Raw genomic sequence first — 18600 nt, 5'->3', positions numbered from 1 at the left:
TCACGCGCGGGGCAGCCGCGGGATGCTCGTGGTCGGCGCCGGGGGCTCGTCGGCGGCCGACGCCTCGGCGCGCAGCTCCTCGATGCGGGCGGCGAGCCCGGCGACGGTGGGCGTCTCGAAGAGACTGCGCATCGGCAGCCGCACCCCGGTCGCCTTGCGCATCGACGCGATGAGCTGCACCGCGACGAGGGAGTTGCCCCCGAGGGCAAAGAAGTCGTCGTCCACGCCGACGACCGGCACGCCGAGGCCGTCGCGCCACACCTGGGCGATGGTGGCCTCCAGCTCGGTGCGCGGCGCCGTCGAGCCGCCGCCCTCCACCGTGGCGGTGGACACCGCCGGGTCGGTCTCCGACTCCAGGCTCTCGGTGGTGACCCGGGCGGCCCGCCGCCGGATGTCGGCCACCGACCGGGTGGTGATCACCACCTGGGCGCCGAAGCCGGCGGTGAGGCTGCGGCGGAACGCCTCCGCGCCGTCGACCGGGCGGATGTCCTCGCTGGCCGCGCCCGCCGCCGGTCCGTCGGCGGCGGCGGGCGCTCCGTCGGTGGCGAGCCCGCCGGTGACCGCCGAGGCGTCCACCCGGCGCAACACGAAGTCGCTGATCGAGACCAGCTCCCGGCCGTCCGGGTCGGTCAGGGTCAGATCGGCGGAGACGACCTCGTCGGTGCCGCCGTCGCGGTGGCGCAGGTGGCTATGGAACCGCTCGGGCAGCGGCCCGCGCACCACGATCCGCCCGTACGACAGCGGCAGGTAGGTGCCGGAGCCCTGGCCCCGGCCGAACGCGGTGGCCACGTCCAGCAGGGCCGGGTGCAGGCCCCACGCGCCGAGGTCGGCGGCGGCCTCGGCGGGCGCCTCCACCAGTGCCAGCTCCTCGCCGTCGGCGAGGTGGTGCGCGGTCAGCGACCGCCAGCGCGGCCCGAAGGTGAGCATGCTGGTGCGGCCCCGGCCGAACGACGCGTCGTCGTCGACCCGGCGGGACCGGCCGGCCACCGCCGCGAGGTCCGCCGCCGCCGGGGCCGGCTCGGTGGTCCAGCCGGCCGCGCCCCGCACGTGGGTGCGCAGCACCCCGGCGGCGAGGCTCTGCACCACGAACTCCGTCGCCCCGTCCTCGGCGGCGGTGAGCGCCACCCGGTACTGGGCGATCGTGCCGTCGGGCACCGAGAACGGCTCCAAAAACGCCACGTCGCGCAGCTCCACGGCCGCGTCGGGGCCGGGTGCGTCGACGGCGGCGACCACGGCGGCGCGCACCGACTCCAGGTGGGCGGTGCCCGGCACCACCGGCACCCCGCCGATGCGGTGCTCGTCGAGCAGCCAGTGGGTGGCGGCGGAGACCAGGCCGTGCAGCACCGTCCCCTCCGGGCCGGTCACCCGCGTGGTGAGCACCGGGTGGTCGACCGTGGTGGTGACGGTGTCCCGGGTCACCGCCCGGAACCCGGCCGGGGCGGTGCTCTCCGCCGCCATGCCGACCTCGGCCCAGCCGCCCCAGTTCTGCGACACCACCGGCGCGGCCCAGCCGGTCCCGGCGCGGGCGTGCGCGTCGAGGAAGTTGTTCGCCGCGCAGTAGTCGACCTGCCCGAAGCCGCCGATCACGGCGGTGATCGAGGAGCAGAGCACCACGAAGTCCAGCGGCAGGTCGCCGAAGACCTGGGCCAGGGCGAGGGTGCCGGCGAGCTTCGGGGCGAGCACCCGCTCCGCCTCCGCGCGCTCCTTGACCTCGGCCATGCCGCCGCCGGGCAGGCCGGCGGCGTGCACGATCCCGTCGATCCCGCCGAACTCGGCCTCGGCGGCGGCCCGGACCCGGCGCAGGTCGGCCGGGTCGGTGACGTCGGCGGCGAGGACCAGCACCGACGCGCCGGCGGCCTCCATCCGGCGGATCGCGGCGATCGCCCGGCCCGCCCGGTCGTCCGCGCCGTGCACCGCGAGGTGGTCGTCCCACCGCTCGCGCGGCGGCAGGCCCGAGCGGGCCAGCAGCACCAGCCTCGCCCGCGCCCGGGCGGCGAAGTCCTCGGCGAGGGTGATGCCGATGCCGCCGAGGCCGCCGGTGATGACGTACCGGCCGCCGTCGCGCAGCGCGCCGGGCTCGCCCTCGGCGTCGATCGTCACCTGCTCGTAGCCGGTGACCCAGCGGCGGGACCCGCGCAGCGCCACCTCGGCGTGCTCCGGATCGACCGGGCGGCGCAGCTCGGCGACCAGGGCGTCCGCGCCGGTGGCGGCGGGGTCGGCGTCGAGCAGCCGGACGGTCAGCCCGGGCAGCTCCACCGGCAGGACCCGGGCCAGGCCGGCGAGGGTGGCGTGCTCGGGGCGGGTCAGGTCCGCGCCGGTCACGTCGCCGATGCCGGCGGTCACCAGATCGAGCGTCAGGGCGCGCTCGTCGCCGGTGCGGCCGGCCCCGGCGAGGGCCTGCACCAGGTGCAGGGCGCTGAAGAAGCCCCGGTCCTGGGCGGCGAGGGTGGCGGCGATGTCGGTGCCGGTCGGCTCGCCGTCGAGGGCGAGGGCGTGCACCAGCCGCGCCGGCAGGTCGTCGCCGAGGGCGGCGACCAGCGCGTCGTGGTCCTCCCGGACGCCGGGGCTCAGCGTGAAACCGCCGGGCCCCGCACCGGCCGCGCCAGCGGCGACGCCGGGGGCCCCGGAGGCGGCGGCGAACGCGGCGCCGGGGCGTACCACGACGGTTTCGGCACCGGCGGCGCGCAGGCCGGCGACGAGCGCCTCGCCGCGCGGGCCGTCGACCAGCACCAGGCACCGGCCCAGCGGCGCGGTGGCCGGCCCGGACGCGGCCTGCCGCCACACCGGCACGGCGAACCAGTCCGGCAGCGGCCGGGGGCCCGTCTCGGCCGGCGCGGCGGCGACCGCCTCCACCGGGTCCGGGTCGACCCAGTAGCGGCGGCGCTCGAACGGGTACGTCGGCAGCGGCACCCGCCGCGCCGCCGGGTCGGAGCCGGTACGCACGGGCAGGCCGGCGCACCACAACGCCCCGGCGGTGGCCAGCAGCATCGCCAGGTCGCCGGCCGGCTCCCCCGCGCCCGGGAGGCTGCCCAGCGGCACCAGGGCCCGCTGCTCGGCCGAGCCCTTGGCGACCTGCATCCGGGCCAGGTTGGCCAGCTGCCGGCCGGGGCCGCACTCGACGAGCGCCCAGGTGCCCTCGGCGAGCAGGGCGGCCACCGCGTCGCCGAAGCGCACCGGCTGGCGCAGGTGCGCCGCCCAGTACGCCGGGTCGGTGGCCTGCGCGTCGGTGATCCAGGTGCCGGTGACGTTCGACAGGAACGCGACCTTCGGCGCGCGCAGTGGCACGCCCGCCATCAGCGCGGTGAACTCGGCGAGGATCGGCTCCATCATCGGCGAGTGGAACGCGTGCGAGGTGCGCAGCGCCTTGCTCTTGACCTTGCGGGTGGCCTTCAGCGTCTCGGCGAACGCGGCCACCGCGTCGGTCTCCCCGGCCACCACGCAGGTGCCCGGCCCGTTGACCGTGGCGATCGACACGCCCTCGGGCAGCAGCCCGGCGACCACCGTCTCGTCCAGCGGGACGGCCAGCATCGACCCGGCCGGCAGCGACTGCATGAGCCGGCCCCGGGCGGCCACCACCTTCAGCGCGTCGGGCAGGTCGAGCACCCCGGCGACGGTCGCGGCGACGTACTCGCCGATGGAGTGCCCGACCATCGCCGCCGGCCGCACGCCGAAGCGCTGCCAGGTGACGGCCAGGGCGTACTCGACGACGAACAGGGCGGGCTGGGTGTAGCGGGTCTGCGCCAGCAGCTCGGCCGCCGCCGGGTCCCGGCCGAGGATCAGGTCCCGCAGGTCCAGGCCCAGCTCGGCGCGGAGCAGCTCGGCGCACTCGTCGACCACGGCCGCGTAGGCGGGCTCCTCGGCGTAGAGCTGCGCGCCCATGCCGACGTGCTGGGCGCCCTGGCCGGAGAAGAGGAAACCCACCTTCGGGGCGGGCCCGTCGGCCACCCCGCGCACCGCGCGCCGGGGGTTACGCAGCGCGGCGACCGCGTCGGGCAGGTCGGTGGCGGCCACGGCGAGCCGGTGGGCGTACTGCTGGCGGCCCACCCGCAGGGTGTGCGCGACGTCGGCGAGGTGCGCGGCCCCGCCGTCGGGGTTGCCGGCGAGGTGCTCGGCGAGCCGGTCCACGGCGGCGTCGAGGGCGGTGGCGGTCTTCGCCGAGACGTGCAGCAGCTGCGCCGGGCGCACCCGCCGGTCGCCCCGGTGCGCCGGCGGCGCCTCCTGGAGCACCACGTGGGCGTTGGTGCCGCCGATGCCGAAGGAGCTGACCCCGGCGCGGCGCGGCGCACCGTCGGTGTCCCACTTGGTGAGGGTGTTCGCCACGTAGAACGGGGTGTCGGCGAAGTCGATCGCCGGGTTCGGGGTCTCGTAGTTGATCGTCGGCGGGATCAACCCGTGCTCCATCGCCAGCACCGTCTTGATCACGCTGACGATGCCGGAGGGCTGGCTGAGGTGGCCGATGTTGGACTTGACCGAGCCGATGCCGCACCAGCCCCGGTCGTCGGTGTCCTTGGTGTAGACGGCCGACAGGGCGGCCACCTCGATCGGGTCGCCCATCGCGGTGCCGGTGCCGTGCGCCTCGACGTAGCTGATGGTGCGCGGGTCGATCCCGGCCATCCCGACGGCCTGGGCGACGGCCTCCGTCTGCCCGTCCACGCTGGGCGCGGTGAAGCCGACCTTGCCGGCCCCGTCGTTGTTGATGGCGTTGCCGAGCACCACGGCACGGATGTGGTCGCCGTCGGCGATCGCGTCGGAGAGCCGCTTGAGCAGCGTCACCCCCACGCCGCTGCCCCACACGGTGCCGTTCGCCTCGGCGTCGAACGGCCGGCACCGCCCGTCGGGGGAGGTGAAGCCGTCCATGCCGAGATAGCCGGCCTGCGGCAGCTCGATGTTGACGCCGCCGGCCAGTGCCATGTCGCACTCGCCGTTGCGCAGCGCCTCGCACGCCAGGTGGAACGCGACCAGCGACGTGGAGCAGGCGGTGTGCACGGTCAGGCTCGGCCCCCGCAGGTCCAGCCGGTACGACACGTTCGTCGCGGTGTAGTTCGGCGAGTTGCTGGTGGCGATGGAGACGGCGCTGTGCGGGTTGCCGCCGACCCGCTTGTTGCGCAGCACGTTGCGGTTGAGGTACGACGCCGCGCCGGTGCCCGCGTACACGCCGACGGCCCCGTCGTAGCGGGCCGGGTCGTAGCCGGCGTCCTGCAGGGCGGTGTAGCAGGTCTCCAGGAACAGCCGGTGCTGCGGGTCGGTGACCTCGGCCTCCCGGGCGGTCATCCCGAACAGGCCGGCGTCGAACTCGTCGTAGCCGTCGACGAGGGGGGCGCGGCTGACCCAGCCCGGGTCGTCGACTTCCTCGGGCGGCACGCCCCGGGCGAGCTGCTCCTCCCGGGTCAGCTCGGTGACGGACTCCACGCCGTCGACCAGGTTGCGCCAGAACTCGTGCACGTCGGCCGCGCCGGGCAGCCGGGCGGCCAGCCCGACGACCGCGATCGGCTCGATGCCGTCGTCGGCGGGGTGGTCTGTGGCGATCGTGTTGTCCATCAGGTCGTCCTTCATGCGGTGCCGCCGGGGCGGCGGGGAGGGATACGTCGGGCGCGGCTGCGGCGGGCGGCGGCCCGCAGCGCGGCGCGGGCCAGCTCCGGCCGGTCGGCCGCGCCGTCGAGGTGCGCGGCGAGGGCCCGGACGGTGGGGTGGCGGAACAGGTCGAGCATCGCGATCGACCGGCCGGTGGCGGCGGTCAGCCGGGCGTGCACGGCGGCCAGGGCGAGGGAGTGCCCGCCGATGTCGAAGAAGTTGTCGGTCACGCCGACCCGGTCGCGGTCGAGGACCTCCCGCCAGATGCCGGCGACCAGCTCCTCGGTGTCGGTGAGCGCGTCGGGCCCGGCCGGCAGCACCACCGCCCGGACGGGCTCGGCGGACGCGGCGACGGTCATCGCGCCGAGTCCGGCGGTGCGCACCGTCGGACGGGGCAGCTCGGGAGCGACCCCGCCGGCCGGTTCGTGGGCGGCGGCGGCCAGCGCCCCGACGAGGGCGGCCAGGTCGGCCAGCAGGGCGTCGACGCGGTCGGCGTCGAACAGGTCGGGGTTGAACACCACCTCGACGCCGAGCCGGCCCGGCCCGCCCGACCCGGGAAGCGCCCGTTCCACCACGTACACGGTGAGGTCGAACGGGGAACCCGGCTTGGGCACCGGCACCGGCTCGCCGGTCAGCCCGGCCAGCGCGAGCCGGGGCTCGGCGAAGTTGAGCACGTTGAACAGCACCTGCACCAGCGGGGCGCGGGAGGTGTCCCGGCCCACGCCGAGTGCCTCCACGATCCGCTCCAGCGGCGCGCCGGGGTGGGCGGTGGCGTCGTGCAGCTCGGCGGCGCACCGGTCGACCAGCTCGGCGAAGCTCGCCCCGGCCGTGCGTACCCGCACCGGGACGGTGTCGATGAAGAACCCGACGACGTCGTCGAACGCGGCCAGCCGCCGGTCGGCCACGATCGCCCCGACGACGTGGTCGTCGCCGCCGGTGAGCCGGGTCAGCAGCTCGCCGAACCCGGCCAGCAGCACCGCCGCCACGGTCGTCGAGCGCCCCTCGGCCAGGGCCCGCACCGCCCGGTCCGCCTCGGCGGAGAGCGTGACGGTGGCCTCCACCCCGGCGTACGTCTGCACGGCGGGGCGGGGCCGGTCGCGGGGCAGCTCCAGCACGGTCGGCGCGCCGGCCAGGTGCTGCGCCCACCAGGCGAGGTCGGCGGCGCCCCGGCGGCGGTCCCGCTCGGCCCGCCAGACGGCGTAGTCGGCGTACCGGGCCGCCGGGGCGGGCAGCGTCGGATCGTCGCCGGCCACGGCCCGGGCGTACGCGGCGGCCAGGTCGTCGTAGCACACCGCCTCGGACCAGCCGTCGAACACGGCGTGGTGCCAGGTGACGGCGAGCACGTGCTCGGCCGGGCCGAGCCGGTAGACGGTCACCTGCCAGGGCGGCCCGGTGGCCAGGTCGAACGCGTGCGCCGCCCCGGCGGCGAGCATCCGGGCCAGCTCCGCCTCCGGATCGCCGCCGCCGGTCAGGTCCACCACGGGCACCGCCACGTCGGTGGGTTCCGCGCAGACCGCGTACGGCACCCCGGCGGTCTGCGGGATGCGCCAGCGCAGCACGTCGTGCCGTTCGGCCACCGCCCGCAGGGCCACGCCGAGGGCGGGCACGTCCAGCCCGCCGCGCAGCCGGTGGGCCACCGCGATGTTGTACGGGGCGCTGGACGGGGCGAGCTGGTCGACGAACCACAGCCGCCGCTGCGGCGGGGACAGCGTCGGCGGGTTGCCGGTGGTCAGCCCGTCCCCGGCGTCGGGGGCGGCGGCGGTGATCCGCTGCGCCAGGCCGGCGAGGGTGCGGCCGGCGAACACGTCCCGGGTGTCCACGGCGCGGCCCAGCTCGGCGCGCAGCGCGGCGACCAGCCGCATCGCGGCGATGGAGTTGCCGCCGGCGGCGAGGAAGTCGGTGTCCGGGCCGGGGGCCGCGCCGAGCAGCCGCGCCCACACCCGGGCCACCGCCCGGGTGACCGGGTCGCCGCCGGCCGGACCGTCGACGTCGACGTCGGGCGCGGGGCGGGCGGCGGCGGCCAGCGCCCGCAGCGCCGGCCGGTCCAGCTTCCCGGTGGTCGGGCTGACGGGCAGCGCCGCCAGGCGCAGCACCCGGGCCGGGCGCATCGCGGCGGTCAGCCTCGGCTCGGCGTACGCGCGCAGCGCCGCGTCGTCGGGCGCGTCGGCGGGGGTGAGGAACGCGACCAGCTCGGCCCCGGCCGGGGCGTCGACGGCCTCCGCCACGACCCGGTCGACGCCGGGCAGCCCGGCGAGGACGGCCTCCACCTCGCCCAGCTCGATGCGCTGCCCCCTGATCTTCACCTGCCGGTCGGCGCGACCCAGGTAGACGATCCGCCCGTCGGGGGCCTGGCTGACCAGGTCACCGGTGCGGTACAACCGCTCGCCGGGCAGGCCGGAGAACGGGTCGGGCACGAACCGCTCGGCGGTCAGGCCGGGCCGGCCGAGGTAGCCGTCGGCCAGGCCGGGGCCGCCGATCAGCAGCTCGCCGGTCTCCCCCGGCGGCACCGGACGCAGCTCGGCGTCGACGACGTACGCGCGGTGGTTGGGCACCGGAAGGCCGATCGGCACCGGGTCGGTCTCGGCGCCGGTCAGCTCGGCGGTGACGGCCAGCACGGTGGTCTCGGTGGGGCCGTAGCCGTTGACGAAACGCCGGCCGGGTGCCCAGCGGGCGGCCAGCTCGGCGGGCACGGCCTCGCCGCCGCAGAGCACGGTGCGCCAGCCCGGCAGCTCGGCCGGGTCCAGCATGGACAGCACGGTCGGGGTCAGGAAGCCCCAGTCGACCTCGTGAGCGGCGATGAACCGGGTGAGCCGGGCCGGGTCCGCCCGATCGTCGGCGTCGACGAGCTGCACCGCGCCGCCGAGCAGCAGCGGCACGAACAGGTCGATGACGGCGGCGTCGAAGCCGAGGGAGGCGGCGCCGAGGCCGCGCACCGACGCGTTCGCTCCGGTGAGCGCCGCGCAGCCGGTGACGAACTCGACGACGTTGCGATGGCTGACCAGCACGCCCTTGGGCCGGCCGGTGGAGCCGGAGGTGAACAGCACGTACGCGGGGTCGCCGGGTCGGGCCGGGCAGGGGGCCAGCGGCGCGGGGCCGGGCAGGCCGAGCGTCTCCACGCCGGGCGCGTCCCCGAACTCGGCCTCGGCAGCGTCGCCGACGATGATGCGCACCCCGGCGTCGGCGGCGATCTCCCGTAGCCGCCTGCGGGGGCCGCCCGGCTCCAGCGGCACGTAGCAGCCGCCGGCGAGCAGCACGCCGAGGACGGTGACCACCAGGTCGGGGCGGCGCTGCCCGCACACGCCGACCCGGCTGTGCCGGCCCACGCCGCGCTCGCGCAGCGCGGCGGCGACGCCGGCGGCCCGGCCGACCAGCTCCCGGTAGGTGAGCCGCTCGTCCCACTGGCGCACCGCCACCGCGCCGGGGGTCCGCGCGGCCTGCGCGGCGACCAGGTCGGCGAGCGTCGCGTCGGGCCACGGCAGCGGCTCGCCGTGCGCGGCGCTGATGGACAGGATGTCGGTCACCCGTGTTCCCCCCGGTAGGTGGCTGGATCGGTGATCTGCAGGCGCAGCTCGCTGACGTGGCCGCGCCCCGCCGCGTCGGTCACCCAGGCGTCGGCGGGGGCGGGCAGCAGCTCGCTGACGGTGAGCGTGACGGCCGGGTCGGTCCGGGCGGCGGCGTCGGCCATGGCACACAGCGACTGGGCGTACAGCGGGCCGGTGAGGTCGACGTAGCAGGGCTTGACCTCGGTGCCGACCTTGACGAACACCCGTTCGGGCAGGCCGAGGCGGGCCCGCCAGCGGCGCACCGCGAGGTAGCGCGCGGACTCGCCGGTGGCCCCGGCCAGGCCGCTGTCGGCGACGGTGGTGCGCCAGGTCCGCCGGGCCACGACCAGCCGGTCGATGGTGATCCGGGGGGTGGTCGGCGCGGGGGCGAGCAGCTTGAAGCTGTCCAGCAGCAGCGCGCCGAGGAGGTTGGCGAAGACCTCGACCAGCGGCCACCGGGCCCCGTCGGGAAGCACCGCGACCAGCCGCCCCTCGACGGACTCCACCCGTACGGCGCTCGCGGCGACGAGGTCGGCGACGTCCGCGCCCCGGGCCGTGTCGATGCCGACCTGCCGGTCGGCCGGGCCCCGCAGGTGCCAGGTGGTGCGGGTGGTCTGCCGGGGGAAGCCCGCCGGGGGCAGCAGCCGCAGCCGGGCCGGCCCCAGGTCGGCGTCCACGGCGGCGCGCAGCGCGGCCGGGTCGGGGTGGAACGGGGCGAACACGGCGCTGTCGAACGGCGTGGTCGCCGGGTGCAGCTCGCCGAGGACGAGCTGGAACTCGCCCCGGTTGAGCGCGTCGACGCTGGCCGCGCCGACCTGCACGTCCGGGCTGTGGATGCGGGCGGTGGGCCAGCCCGGCGCGGCGGCCGGGAACAGCGCCTGCGCCGGCCCCGCCAGGTCTGCGCTGCGCAGCCGCAGCTCCGACTGGTCGGCGGCGACGTCGGCGAGCCCGAACAGCTGCGCCCACCGGGCGGTGAACCCGGCGCTGGCCACGGCGACCGGGCCGTCCGGGGCGAGGATGAGGCCCTGTGCGAGGGACCACATGTCGGCCAGCCGCACCGGCCCGTCGGCGGCCAGCTCGGCGTGCAGCTCGCCGAGGACCCGCTCGGACGCCGCGCCGATCTCGGCGGTCAGCCAGCGGGCGGCCCGCAGCACGATCGCCAGGGGCGCGGCGAGCGCGTCGAGCACGGCCGACCCGACGGCGAACTCCAGGTCCCGCGACGTCTCCTCGTAGACCACGGTGCGGCCGGTGTACATCTGCCCGCCGTGCCGGGTCGCCGACGCGCCGGTGGCGGCGGTGAACTCGGCGTCGAGGGCGGCGAGGGCGGCGGCGAGCCGGTCCGGGTCACCGGCGGCGGCGGCCACGTCGGCGCGGGCGGCGGCGAGCCGGTCGAGGCCGGCGGCCAGGTCGGCGCGCAGCGCCGGGTCGCCGACGGCGGCGATCCGCTCGGCGAGCACCCGCTGCGCCTGCGGGTTGTTGGGCAGGCCGGCGTCCCAGGTCAGCAGGCCCCGCTCGACGAGCCGGTCGAGCAGCAGGTAGCCGTCGTCGGGGCGGCGCAGGCCGGCCGCGCCGTCGGCGCACAGCCGCGCCACGACGTCCCGGGCCGGGGTACGGCCGTCGCAGCCGGCCAGCAGCCGGGCCTCCACGGCGGACAGCTCCACCGCCGGGGCCAGCGGCGGGCACAACCGACGCCCGTCGAGCCGCAGGTGGGGCGGCAGCACCGGAGCCCACCAGCGGCGCACCGCCGGGTCGGCGGCGAGCCGGTCGGCGTACGCGGACAGCGCCCACGCCTCCAGGTGCACCTCGCGGCGGGCGACCAGCCCGGTGCCCGGGGTGAGCCGGGTGTGCGGGGTGTCCGGGTCGAGGGTGCCCCAGCAGACCGGCCCGAAGAAGCCGATGGTCTCGGCCTTGCCGCAGTAGCGCTGCCAGTAGCGCAGCACCGCGATCTCCCGCTTGCGGCGGGGCTTGTTGCGCACGGCCGGGTCGGTGCGCAGCAGCCCGTCGAGGGCGACGAGCATCTCCCGGTTCTGCCAGGTGACCGCCTCCCGCACGGCCGGGTCGGCGCAGATCCCGGCGAGCACGGCGGAGGAGCGGGCCAGGGCGGCGGCCAGCTCCTTGTCGTACACCTCGGTGGTGGCCTCGCCGGCCAGCAGCGCGTCGGCCGCCGCGGCGGCCTCGGGCGCGGCGAGGAGGTCGAGGCCGGCGGCGGGGAACCCGGCGGTACGCAGCAGCACGTCCCGCCACACCGACCAGCCGGTGTCGCCCAGCGGCAGCAGGTGGCTCACCGGTCGGCCCGCCACTGCTCGTCGACGATGTGCAGCCGCAGCTCGCTGAAGTAGCGCCGGCCGGCGGCGTCGGGCACCCACGCGTCGTCGGGTGTCGGCAGCATCTCGCTGACGGTCAGCGACACCCCGTCCCCGCCGTCGGTGCGGGCGGCCCGCACCATCGCGGCGAACATGGCGGCGTACGCGGGGCTGCCCAGGTCGACGAAGCACGGCTTGGTCTCGGTGCCGAGCTTGACGTAGACCAGCTCGGGCAGGCCCAGGGTGCGCCGCCACCGGCGTACGGCCAGGAACCGGTCCCGCTCGGCGGTGACGTCGGCCAGGCCGCATTCCCCCACCGTGGTACGCCAGGTCTGCCGGGCCACCACCAGCCGGTCCAGGGTGATCCGGGGCGTGTACGGGGCAGCGGCGACCAGCTTGAACCCGTCGACGGCGTGGGCGCTGAGCAGCCCGGCGAACACCTCGGTCAGCGGCCAGCGCGCCCCGTCGCGGGCGGTGACCACGAGCCGGCCGTCCTCGTCGGCGACGGTGAGGTCGACGGTGGGCAGCACCCGGTCGGGGTCGGCGCCCGGGGCGGGCAGGAACGCGAGCTGCCGGTCGGTGGGGCCGGTCAGGGCCTCGGCGGTGCGGCTGGTGCGCCGGGGCCAGTCGCCGGGGAACAGCAGCCGGATCCGGTTCTCGCCGAGGTCGGCGGCGAGCGCCGCCCGCAGCGCCGCCACGTCCGGGTGGGACGGGGTGAACACCTGGCAGTCGAACGACGGCCAGGCGGCGTGCAGCTCGCCGAGCACGACGGTGTAGTCGCCCCGGGCCAGCGCGTCGGCGTCGGCGGCGCAGAGCTGCAGGTCGGGGCTGTGCAGCCGGCCGCTGGTCCAGTCGCTGGGGCGGGCGGGGAACACCTGCGCGACCCGGTCGGCCAGGTCGGCCACGGCCAGCCGCACCTCGGTGGCGCCCTCGGGCAGGTCGGCGAAGCCGAACAGGCCCGCCCAGCGGGCGGCGAACTCGGCGGCGACCGCGTCGACGGGGCGCTCGCCGGTGCCCCAGAACAGGCCCTGCACGAGGAACCACAGGTCGGCCAGGGACACGGGGGCGTCGCCCGCGTCGGCGCGCAGCTCGTCGTAGAGCTCGCGGAACGTCGCCCCGTACGCGTGCTCCAGCTCGCCGGCCAGCCACCGGGCGGCCCGCAGCAGCACCGCCAGGGGGGCGGCGAGGTCGGCCAGCAGCGGCGCGCCGAAGCTCACGTCGAGGTCGCGGGCGGTGTCCTCGTAGCAGAGGGTGCGCCCGGCGTACATCTGGCCGGCGCGGCGGCGGGCCGGCTGGCCGGTCAGCTCGGTGAACGTGGCGTCGAGCCGGTCGAGGGCGGCGCGCAGCCGGTCGGGGTCGCCGGCGGCGTCGGCCACCTCGTCGCGGGCGGCACGCAGCCGGTCCAGGCCGGCGCGGGCCGCGATCCGGACCGGCTCGTCGCCGATGGCGTCGATGCGGGCGGCGAGGGCCGTCTCGGCGTCGGGGTCGACGGGCAGGTTGGCGTCCCAGGTGATCAGCTCCCGCTCGACGAGGCGGTCGAGCAGCGCGTACCCGTCTTCGGGGCGGCGCAGCCCGATCGCCGGGTCACCGACCAGGTCACGGGCGCTGCGGTGGCCGTCGGCGGCGGCGAGCAGGGCCGCCTCCACGGGGGTGAGGGTGACCGGCGGGCGGCCGGGCCGCAGCACCGACCGGTCGCGCAGGCTCAGGTGCGGTTGGAGCAGCGGCGGCCACCACTGCCGAACGGCCAGGTCGGCGCCGACCCGGTCGGCGTACGCGGACAGCGCCCACGACTCGAACCACACCCAGCGCCGCCGGGTCAGGGCCGGGCCGGGGCGCACCCGGGCGGTGTCGGCCAGCTCCGGGTCGAGGGTGACCCAGCAGCTCGGGCCGAAGAAGCCGACGGTCTCGTTCTTGCCGCAGTAGCGCTGCCAGTACTTCAGCAGCGCCCGCTCGCGGTCGCGGCGGCGCACGTTGCGGGGCGCGTCGGCGCCGGCGCCGGCCAACCCGTCGAGGGCGAGCAGGGCGTTGCGGTTCTGCCAGGTGACGGCCTCGCGCAGCAGCGGGTCGGCGGCCAGCTCGCCGAGCCGGCCGGCGGCGACGGTGAGCGCCTCGGCGAACTCCTTGTCGAACCGTTCCGCGCCGTCGCCGGTGGCGAGGAGGTCGTCGGCCGCGGCGGCGGCCTGCGGCGCGGAGAGCGCGGTGAGCCCGTCGGCGGGAAACCCGGTGGTACGCAGGATCGCATCCCGCCACACCGACCAGCCGGTGTCGCCCAGCGGCACCCGGTGCGCGCCCGCCGGTTCCGCCGGGATGTTCTCCGCCGGGCCGTCCGGGGCCGACACGGTCCCGTGTGCGCCGGCGACCCGGACGGCGGCGGCGCCCCGCAGGGCGTCCGTGAGGTCACCGCTGATCGCGGCGGCCAGTTCGGGCAGGCGGTCGTGCAGGAAGAAGTGCCCGCCGTCGATCTCGTGCAGGGTGAACCCGATGGCGGTGTGCCGCGCCCAGGCGGCGCTCTGCGCGTGGCTGACCGCCCGGTCGGACCGGCCGCTGAACGCGACGACCGGCACCGGCAGCGGCTCGCCCGGGACGTAACGATAGCCGTCGACCCGGCGAAAGTCGGCGCGCAGCAGCGGCAGCAGCAGCTCTACCAGCTCGGGGTGGGCCAGCACCTCCGGTGGCAGCCCGCCGCCGTCGCCGAGGCGGCGCAGCAGCTCCTCGTCGTCCACCGTCGACAGCCCGTCGAACAGGCTCGCGTCGTCGACGTGCGGGGCCCGCGCCCCGCCGACGTAGAGCCGCAGCGGCAGCGGCCCGCCGGTGCGGCGCAGCTCGCGGACCACCTCGAAGCCGACCCGTGCGCCCATCGAGTGGCCGTAGATCGCGTACGGGCGGTCGGCCCGCCCGGCGATCGCGGCGGCGACGTCGGCGACGGTGAAGTTCGGATCCTCGCTGATCCGGTTCTCCCGCCCGGGCAGCTGCACCGGCAGCACCTCGACGTCCGCGCCGACGGCCCGCTGCCAGTCGCGGAACGCGCTGGCCCCGGCCCCGGCGTAAGGCAGGCAGAACAACCGCACCGGCGCCTGGGGTCGGCTTCCGGCGGAGACGAACCAGTTCACCGCGCACCTTTCTGAGGGGGGTCGATCCAGTGCCGCTGACGCTGGAAGGGGTACGTGGGCAGCCCGGTGCGCCGGACGCGGCCCTCGGGGTGCAGGGCGGCCCAGTCGACGTCGCGCCCGGCCACCCAGTCGAGGGCCAGGTCCCGCAGCTCGCCGTCCGGCCCGGCGACCCGGGCGTCGGCGTCGAGCAGCTCGTCCAGGCCGGCGAGGGTGCCGGCGAGGTCGGTGGCGACGACCGCCGCCCGGCACGGGAACGCCTTGCGGCCGAGCGCGAGGGTGGCGGCCGCCTCGGCCAGCGCCGGGGACGCCCCGGCCAGGTGCTGCCGCAGCCGGCGCAGCGCCGCCCGCAACGCCATGGGGGTACGCGCCGACACCGGCAGCAGGTGCGCGACCGCCCCCGGGGCGTCGGCGTGTTCTGATTCGGTGTGTTCCGCGTCGGCGTCCCGGGCGTCGGCCGGCTCGACCGGGGGCGGCTGCTCGACGACCACGTGGGCGTTGGTGCCGCCGAGCCCGAACGAGCTGACCCCGGCCACCCGGCGGGCCACCTGCGGCCAGTCCCGGGCCTTTGTCGGCACGTGGAACGGGCCGCCGGCCAGGTCGATCTCGGGGTGCGGGCGGGTGAAGTGCAGGTTCGGCGGGATGACCCCGTGCTGGACGGCGAGCACCGCCTTGATCAGGCCGGCGATGCCGGCGGCGGCGTCGAGGTGACCGATATTGGTCTTCACCGAGCCGAGCGCGCAGCTCTCGGCGGGCGCGACGCCCCCGTACACCTCGTGCAGGGCGGCGACCTCCAGGGCGTCGCCGAGCGGCGTGCCGCTGCCGTGCGCCTCGATGAGGCGTACCTCGCCGGGGGCGACCTCGGCGGCGGCGAGCGCGCCGGCCACGGCGGCGGCCTGCCCCGACGGGCCGGGGACCGCGTAGCCGGCCCGGTCCGCGCCGTCGTTGGTGACCGCCCAGCCGGGCAGCACCGCGTAGATCCGGTCCCCGTCGGCCTGCGCGTCGGCGAGCCGACGCAGCGCGACGACGCCGACGCCGGAGCCGAACCCGGAGCCGTTGGCGGCCTCGTCGAAGGCGCGGCACCGCCCGTCCGGTGAGGCCATCCCGCCGGGGGTGTGCCGGTAGCGGGGCCAGGTCACGTTGACGCCGCCGGCCAGGGCGATGTCGCACTGGTAGTCGGCGAGGCTCTGGGCGGCGACGCAGACCGCGACCAGCGAGCTGGAGCAGGCGCTCTGCACGGCCAGCGCCGGCCCGGTCAGCCCCAGCCGGTAGGCGACCTGGCCGGGCAGGTGGTCGGTGAACTGCCGGCCGACCAGCCGGGCCTCCCAGTCGTCGGGGTCGACGTCGCCGACCACGGCCGGGTTGTCCATGAGGTGGAACAGGAAGTAGCGGTTGGCGGAGGTGGCGGCGTAGACGCCGACCAGGCCGGGGAACCGGGACGGGTCGTGCCCGGCGTCCTCCAAGGCCTCCCACGCGGTCTCCAGGAACAGCCGGTGCTGCGGGTCGGTGCGGGCGGCCTCCTGCGCGCCGAAGGCGAAGAAGTCGGCGTCGAAGTCGGCCACGTCGTCGAGCCGGCCGGCGGCCCGCACGTGCCGGGGGTCGGCGAGCAGCCGGGGCCCGATGCCCAGCGCGGTCAGCTCGGCGTCGGTGTGGTCGTGGATGGCGTCTACGCCGGCGCAGAGGTTCCACCAGAACGTGGCGGGGTCGGGCGCGCCGGGGAAGCGGCCGGCGAGGCCGACGACGACGATCTCGTCGCCGGTGTACTCGCGGGCTGCCGTGGCGGGCGCGGCCGGGGCCGGCCCGACGGGGGCGCGGTCGGGCGCGGGCGGTGCGTCGACCAGGCGGGCCTGCGCCTCGATCGTCGGGTTCTCGAACAGCCGCAGCAGGGGCAGCCGCACCCCGAACCGGTCGGCGAGCCGCTGCTGGACCACGCCGAGCAGGAGCGACTGGCCGCCGACGTCGAAGAAGCCGGCGGTGCGGGCGATCATCTCGCGGCCCAGCACGGCGCACCAGATGTCGTGCACGACCCGCTCGGCAGCGGTGGCCGGCTCCTGGTCGGCTGTCTCCCTTGCGATGGCGGCTTCGGCGGCCGGGTCGGGCAGCGCCCGCTCGTCGATCTTGCCGGTGACGGTGAGCGGGAACTCGTCGACCACGACGACGGCCCGGGGCAGGGCGTACTCCGGCAGCCGCCGGGCGAGGGCGGCGCGCAGGGCCGCCGGGTCGAGGACCCCGCCGGCCGGGCGGGCGTACGCGAGCAGCTCGCCGCCGCGGGCGATCGCCCGGACCGCGCCGACGCCGGGGCAGGCGGCGAGCACGGCCTCGATCTCGGTCAGCTCGACGCGGAAGCCGCGCACCTTGACCTGCCGGTCGAGCCGGCCGAGGCAGACGAGGTCGCCGCCGGGCAGTCGCGCCCCGAGGTCCCCGGTCCGGTACGACCACACCCCGTCGGCGTCCCGGGTGAACCGGTCGTCGGCGCGGTCGAGGTAGCCGGGCGCGACGTGCCGGCCCCGCACCACGATCTCCCCGGTGTCGTCGGTGCCGGCTCCCTCGATAGTGCCGGTGGCTTCGGCCGGGTCGGTGGCCTTGACGGTGGCGAGGTGCAGCTCGTAACCGGGCAGCGCGGTGCCGATCGGCAGCGGGCCGGTGGCGGCCGGGGATGCGTCGGCCAGCGGCAGCGCGTACCGGGCGGCGAACGTCATCTCGGTCGCGCCGTACCCGTTGATCAGCACGCAGCCGGGGGCGAACCGGTCCCGGCCCCGGGTGGCGTCGGCGTGGGTGGCCTGCTCGCCGCCGAGCAGCACCGCCCGGACGCTGGTCAGCCGGCGGTCGCCGAGGGCGTCGAGCAGGAACCGGTAGACGGTCGGGGTGGAGTGGTAGACGGTGACCCGGTGCCGGTCGAGCTGGTCGGCGGCGTGGGCGAGCCCGTGCCGGCGCAGGTCGACGGGGACGACGGCGGCGCCGGTGAGCAGCGCCGGGTACAGGTCGGGGATGGCCGCGTCGAAGCTGAACGAGGCGAGCAGGCTGAGCCGGTCGTCGGGGCCGATGCCGAGGGTGGCGATCTGGTTGTCGACGACGTGGGCGAGGTTACGGTGGGTCTGCCCGACGGCCTTCGGCAGCCCGGTCGAGCCGGAGGTGAACAGCACGTACGCCAGCGCGTCGGGGTCGACCGGCACGGGGCGCAACGGCGCGGGGGTCACCGCGTCGATGGTCAGCACGGCGGTGGTCGGCACGGCGGTGCCGGGCCGCTCGGCCGGTTCCCGGTGCTCGGTCCCGGGCCGGTCGGCTGGCTCCTGTCGGCCGGCGTTGAGCCGGTCGGCCAGGTCACGGTGTTCCGGTGCGGTCAGCACGGCGCGCACCCGCGCGGCGGCGAGCATGTGGCGCAGCCGGTCGGCGGGGAAGCCCGGGTCCAGCGGCACGTACGCGCAGCCGGCGGCGAGCGTGCCGAGGATCGCGGCGACGGTGGGCGCGCCGTGCGGAGTCAGCAGGGCGACCCGGTCGCCGGGGCGCACCCCGGCGGCGGTGAGCAGCGCGGCGTGACCGCCCGCCGAGGCGGCGAGCGCCGCGTAGCTGACCGGTCGGCCGTCGCCGAGCAGGGCCGGCCGGTCGGGGGAGGTAGCCGAACGGTCACCAAAACGATGGACGATGTTGTATATTTCCATGTCAGTGGGCGCGGGTCGTCGCACCGCCGACGGGCGCGCAGCATCCAAGCACCGTGATCACGATCCCCCCCAGGACTTCACAATGGATGCAGCATAGGACTCGATGCCCGAGCCGCAAGATCATCGATCAGAGTCGGACCGAACAGCCGACGGAAGCGACCCGGGACGGCCGGCAAGGTTCACCCGATCATCCCTCTAGCGCGCACATGAGTTTCGGCCTAGAGACATGCCGGCAAGTAATCTTGCGGTCAAAGTGCCTGGCGACCGGGGTTTTTCCTATGTGGGCGATCCTTAACGGCAGCTCAGGAAGGGCGATGCCGGGCGGGCGGGACGTCTGCCATCGTACGCCGGGAAGGCTCCCCTGACCGCCCCGCCGCGCTCCGTGTCGGTCGCACCCGCACCCGCTCGATCCGCACGG

5 protein-coding genes are annotated in these 18600 nt (G+C 77.0%); all 5 read right to left on the bottom strand.

Annotated elements, in window-relative coordinates; translation table 11 throughout:
- The 5 genes from ACFT41_RS04515 to ACFT41_RS04495 are packed head-to-tail and all read right to left on the bottom strand — an operon-like array spanning position 1 to position 18182.
- The gene (locus ACFT41_RS04515) at positions 1-5538 is read right to left on the bottom strand and encodes an SDR family NAD(P)-dependent oxidoreductase (protein WP_377581067.1); all 5538 of its coding nucleotides are present in this window, start codon (positions 5536-5538) and stop codon (positions 1-3) included.
- Positions 5539-5549: 11 nt separating this feature from the next.
- Positions 5550-9092: an amino acid adenylation domain-containing protein gene (locus ACFT41_RS04510; RefSeq protein WP_377581071.1), complete on the bottom strand. Its 3543-nt coding sequence runs from the start codon at positions 9090-9092 to the stop codon at positions 5550-5552.
- Positions 9089-11413, bottom strand: a complete 2325-nt coding sequence (locus tag ACFT41_RS04505; RefSeq protein WP_377581074.1) for a lantibiotic dehydratase — start codon at positions 11411-11413, stop codon at positions 9089-9091. Before ACFT41_RS04505 ends, ACFT41_RS04510 begins: the two co-directional genes overlap by 4 nt.
- Positions 11395-14526 carry a thioesterase domain-containing protein gene (locus ACFT41_RS04500; RefSeq protein ID WP_377581076.1) on the bottom strand — a complete coding sequence of 1044 codons (3132 nt, stop codon included), beginning with the start codon at positions 14524-14526 and terminating at the stop codon, positions 11395-11397. The genes ACFT41_RS04505 and ACFT41_RS04500 overlap by 19 nt, the downstream gene beginning before the upstream one ends.
- On the bottom strand, positions 14523-18182 hold the full coding sequence (locus tag ACFT41_RS04495) for an amino acid adenylation domain-containing protein (RefSeq protein WP_377581079.1): 3660 nt from the start codon (positions 18180-18182) through the stop codon (positions 14523-14525). The genes ACFT41_RS04500 and ACFT41_RS04495 overlap by 4 nt, the downstream gene beginning before the upstream one ends.
- Positions 18183-18600 lie beyond the last annotated feature (418 nt).

This window comes from Micromonospora sp. NPDC057141 (assembly GCF_042670805.1).
GTDB lineage: Bacteria > Actinomycetota > Actinomycetes > Mycobacteriales > Micromonosporaceae > Micromonospora.
This window is presented reverse-complemented; position numbering and strand designations above follow the sequence as displayed.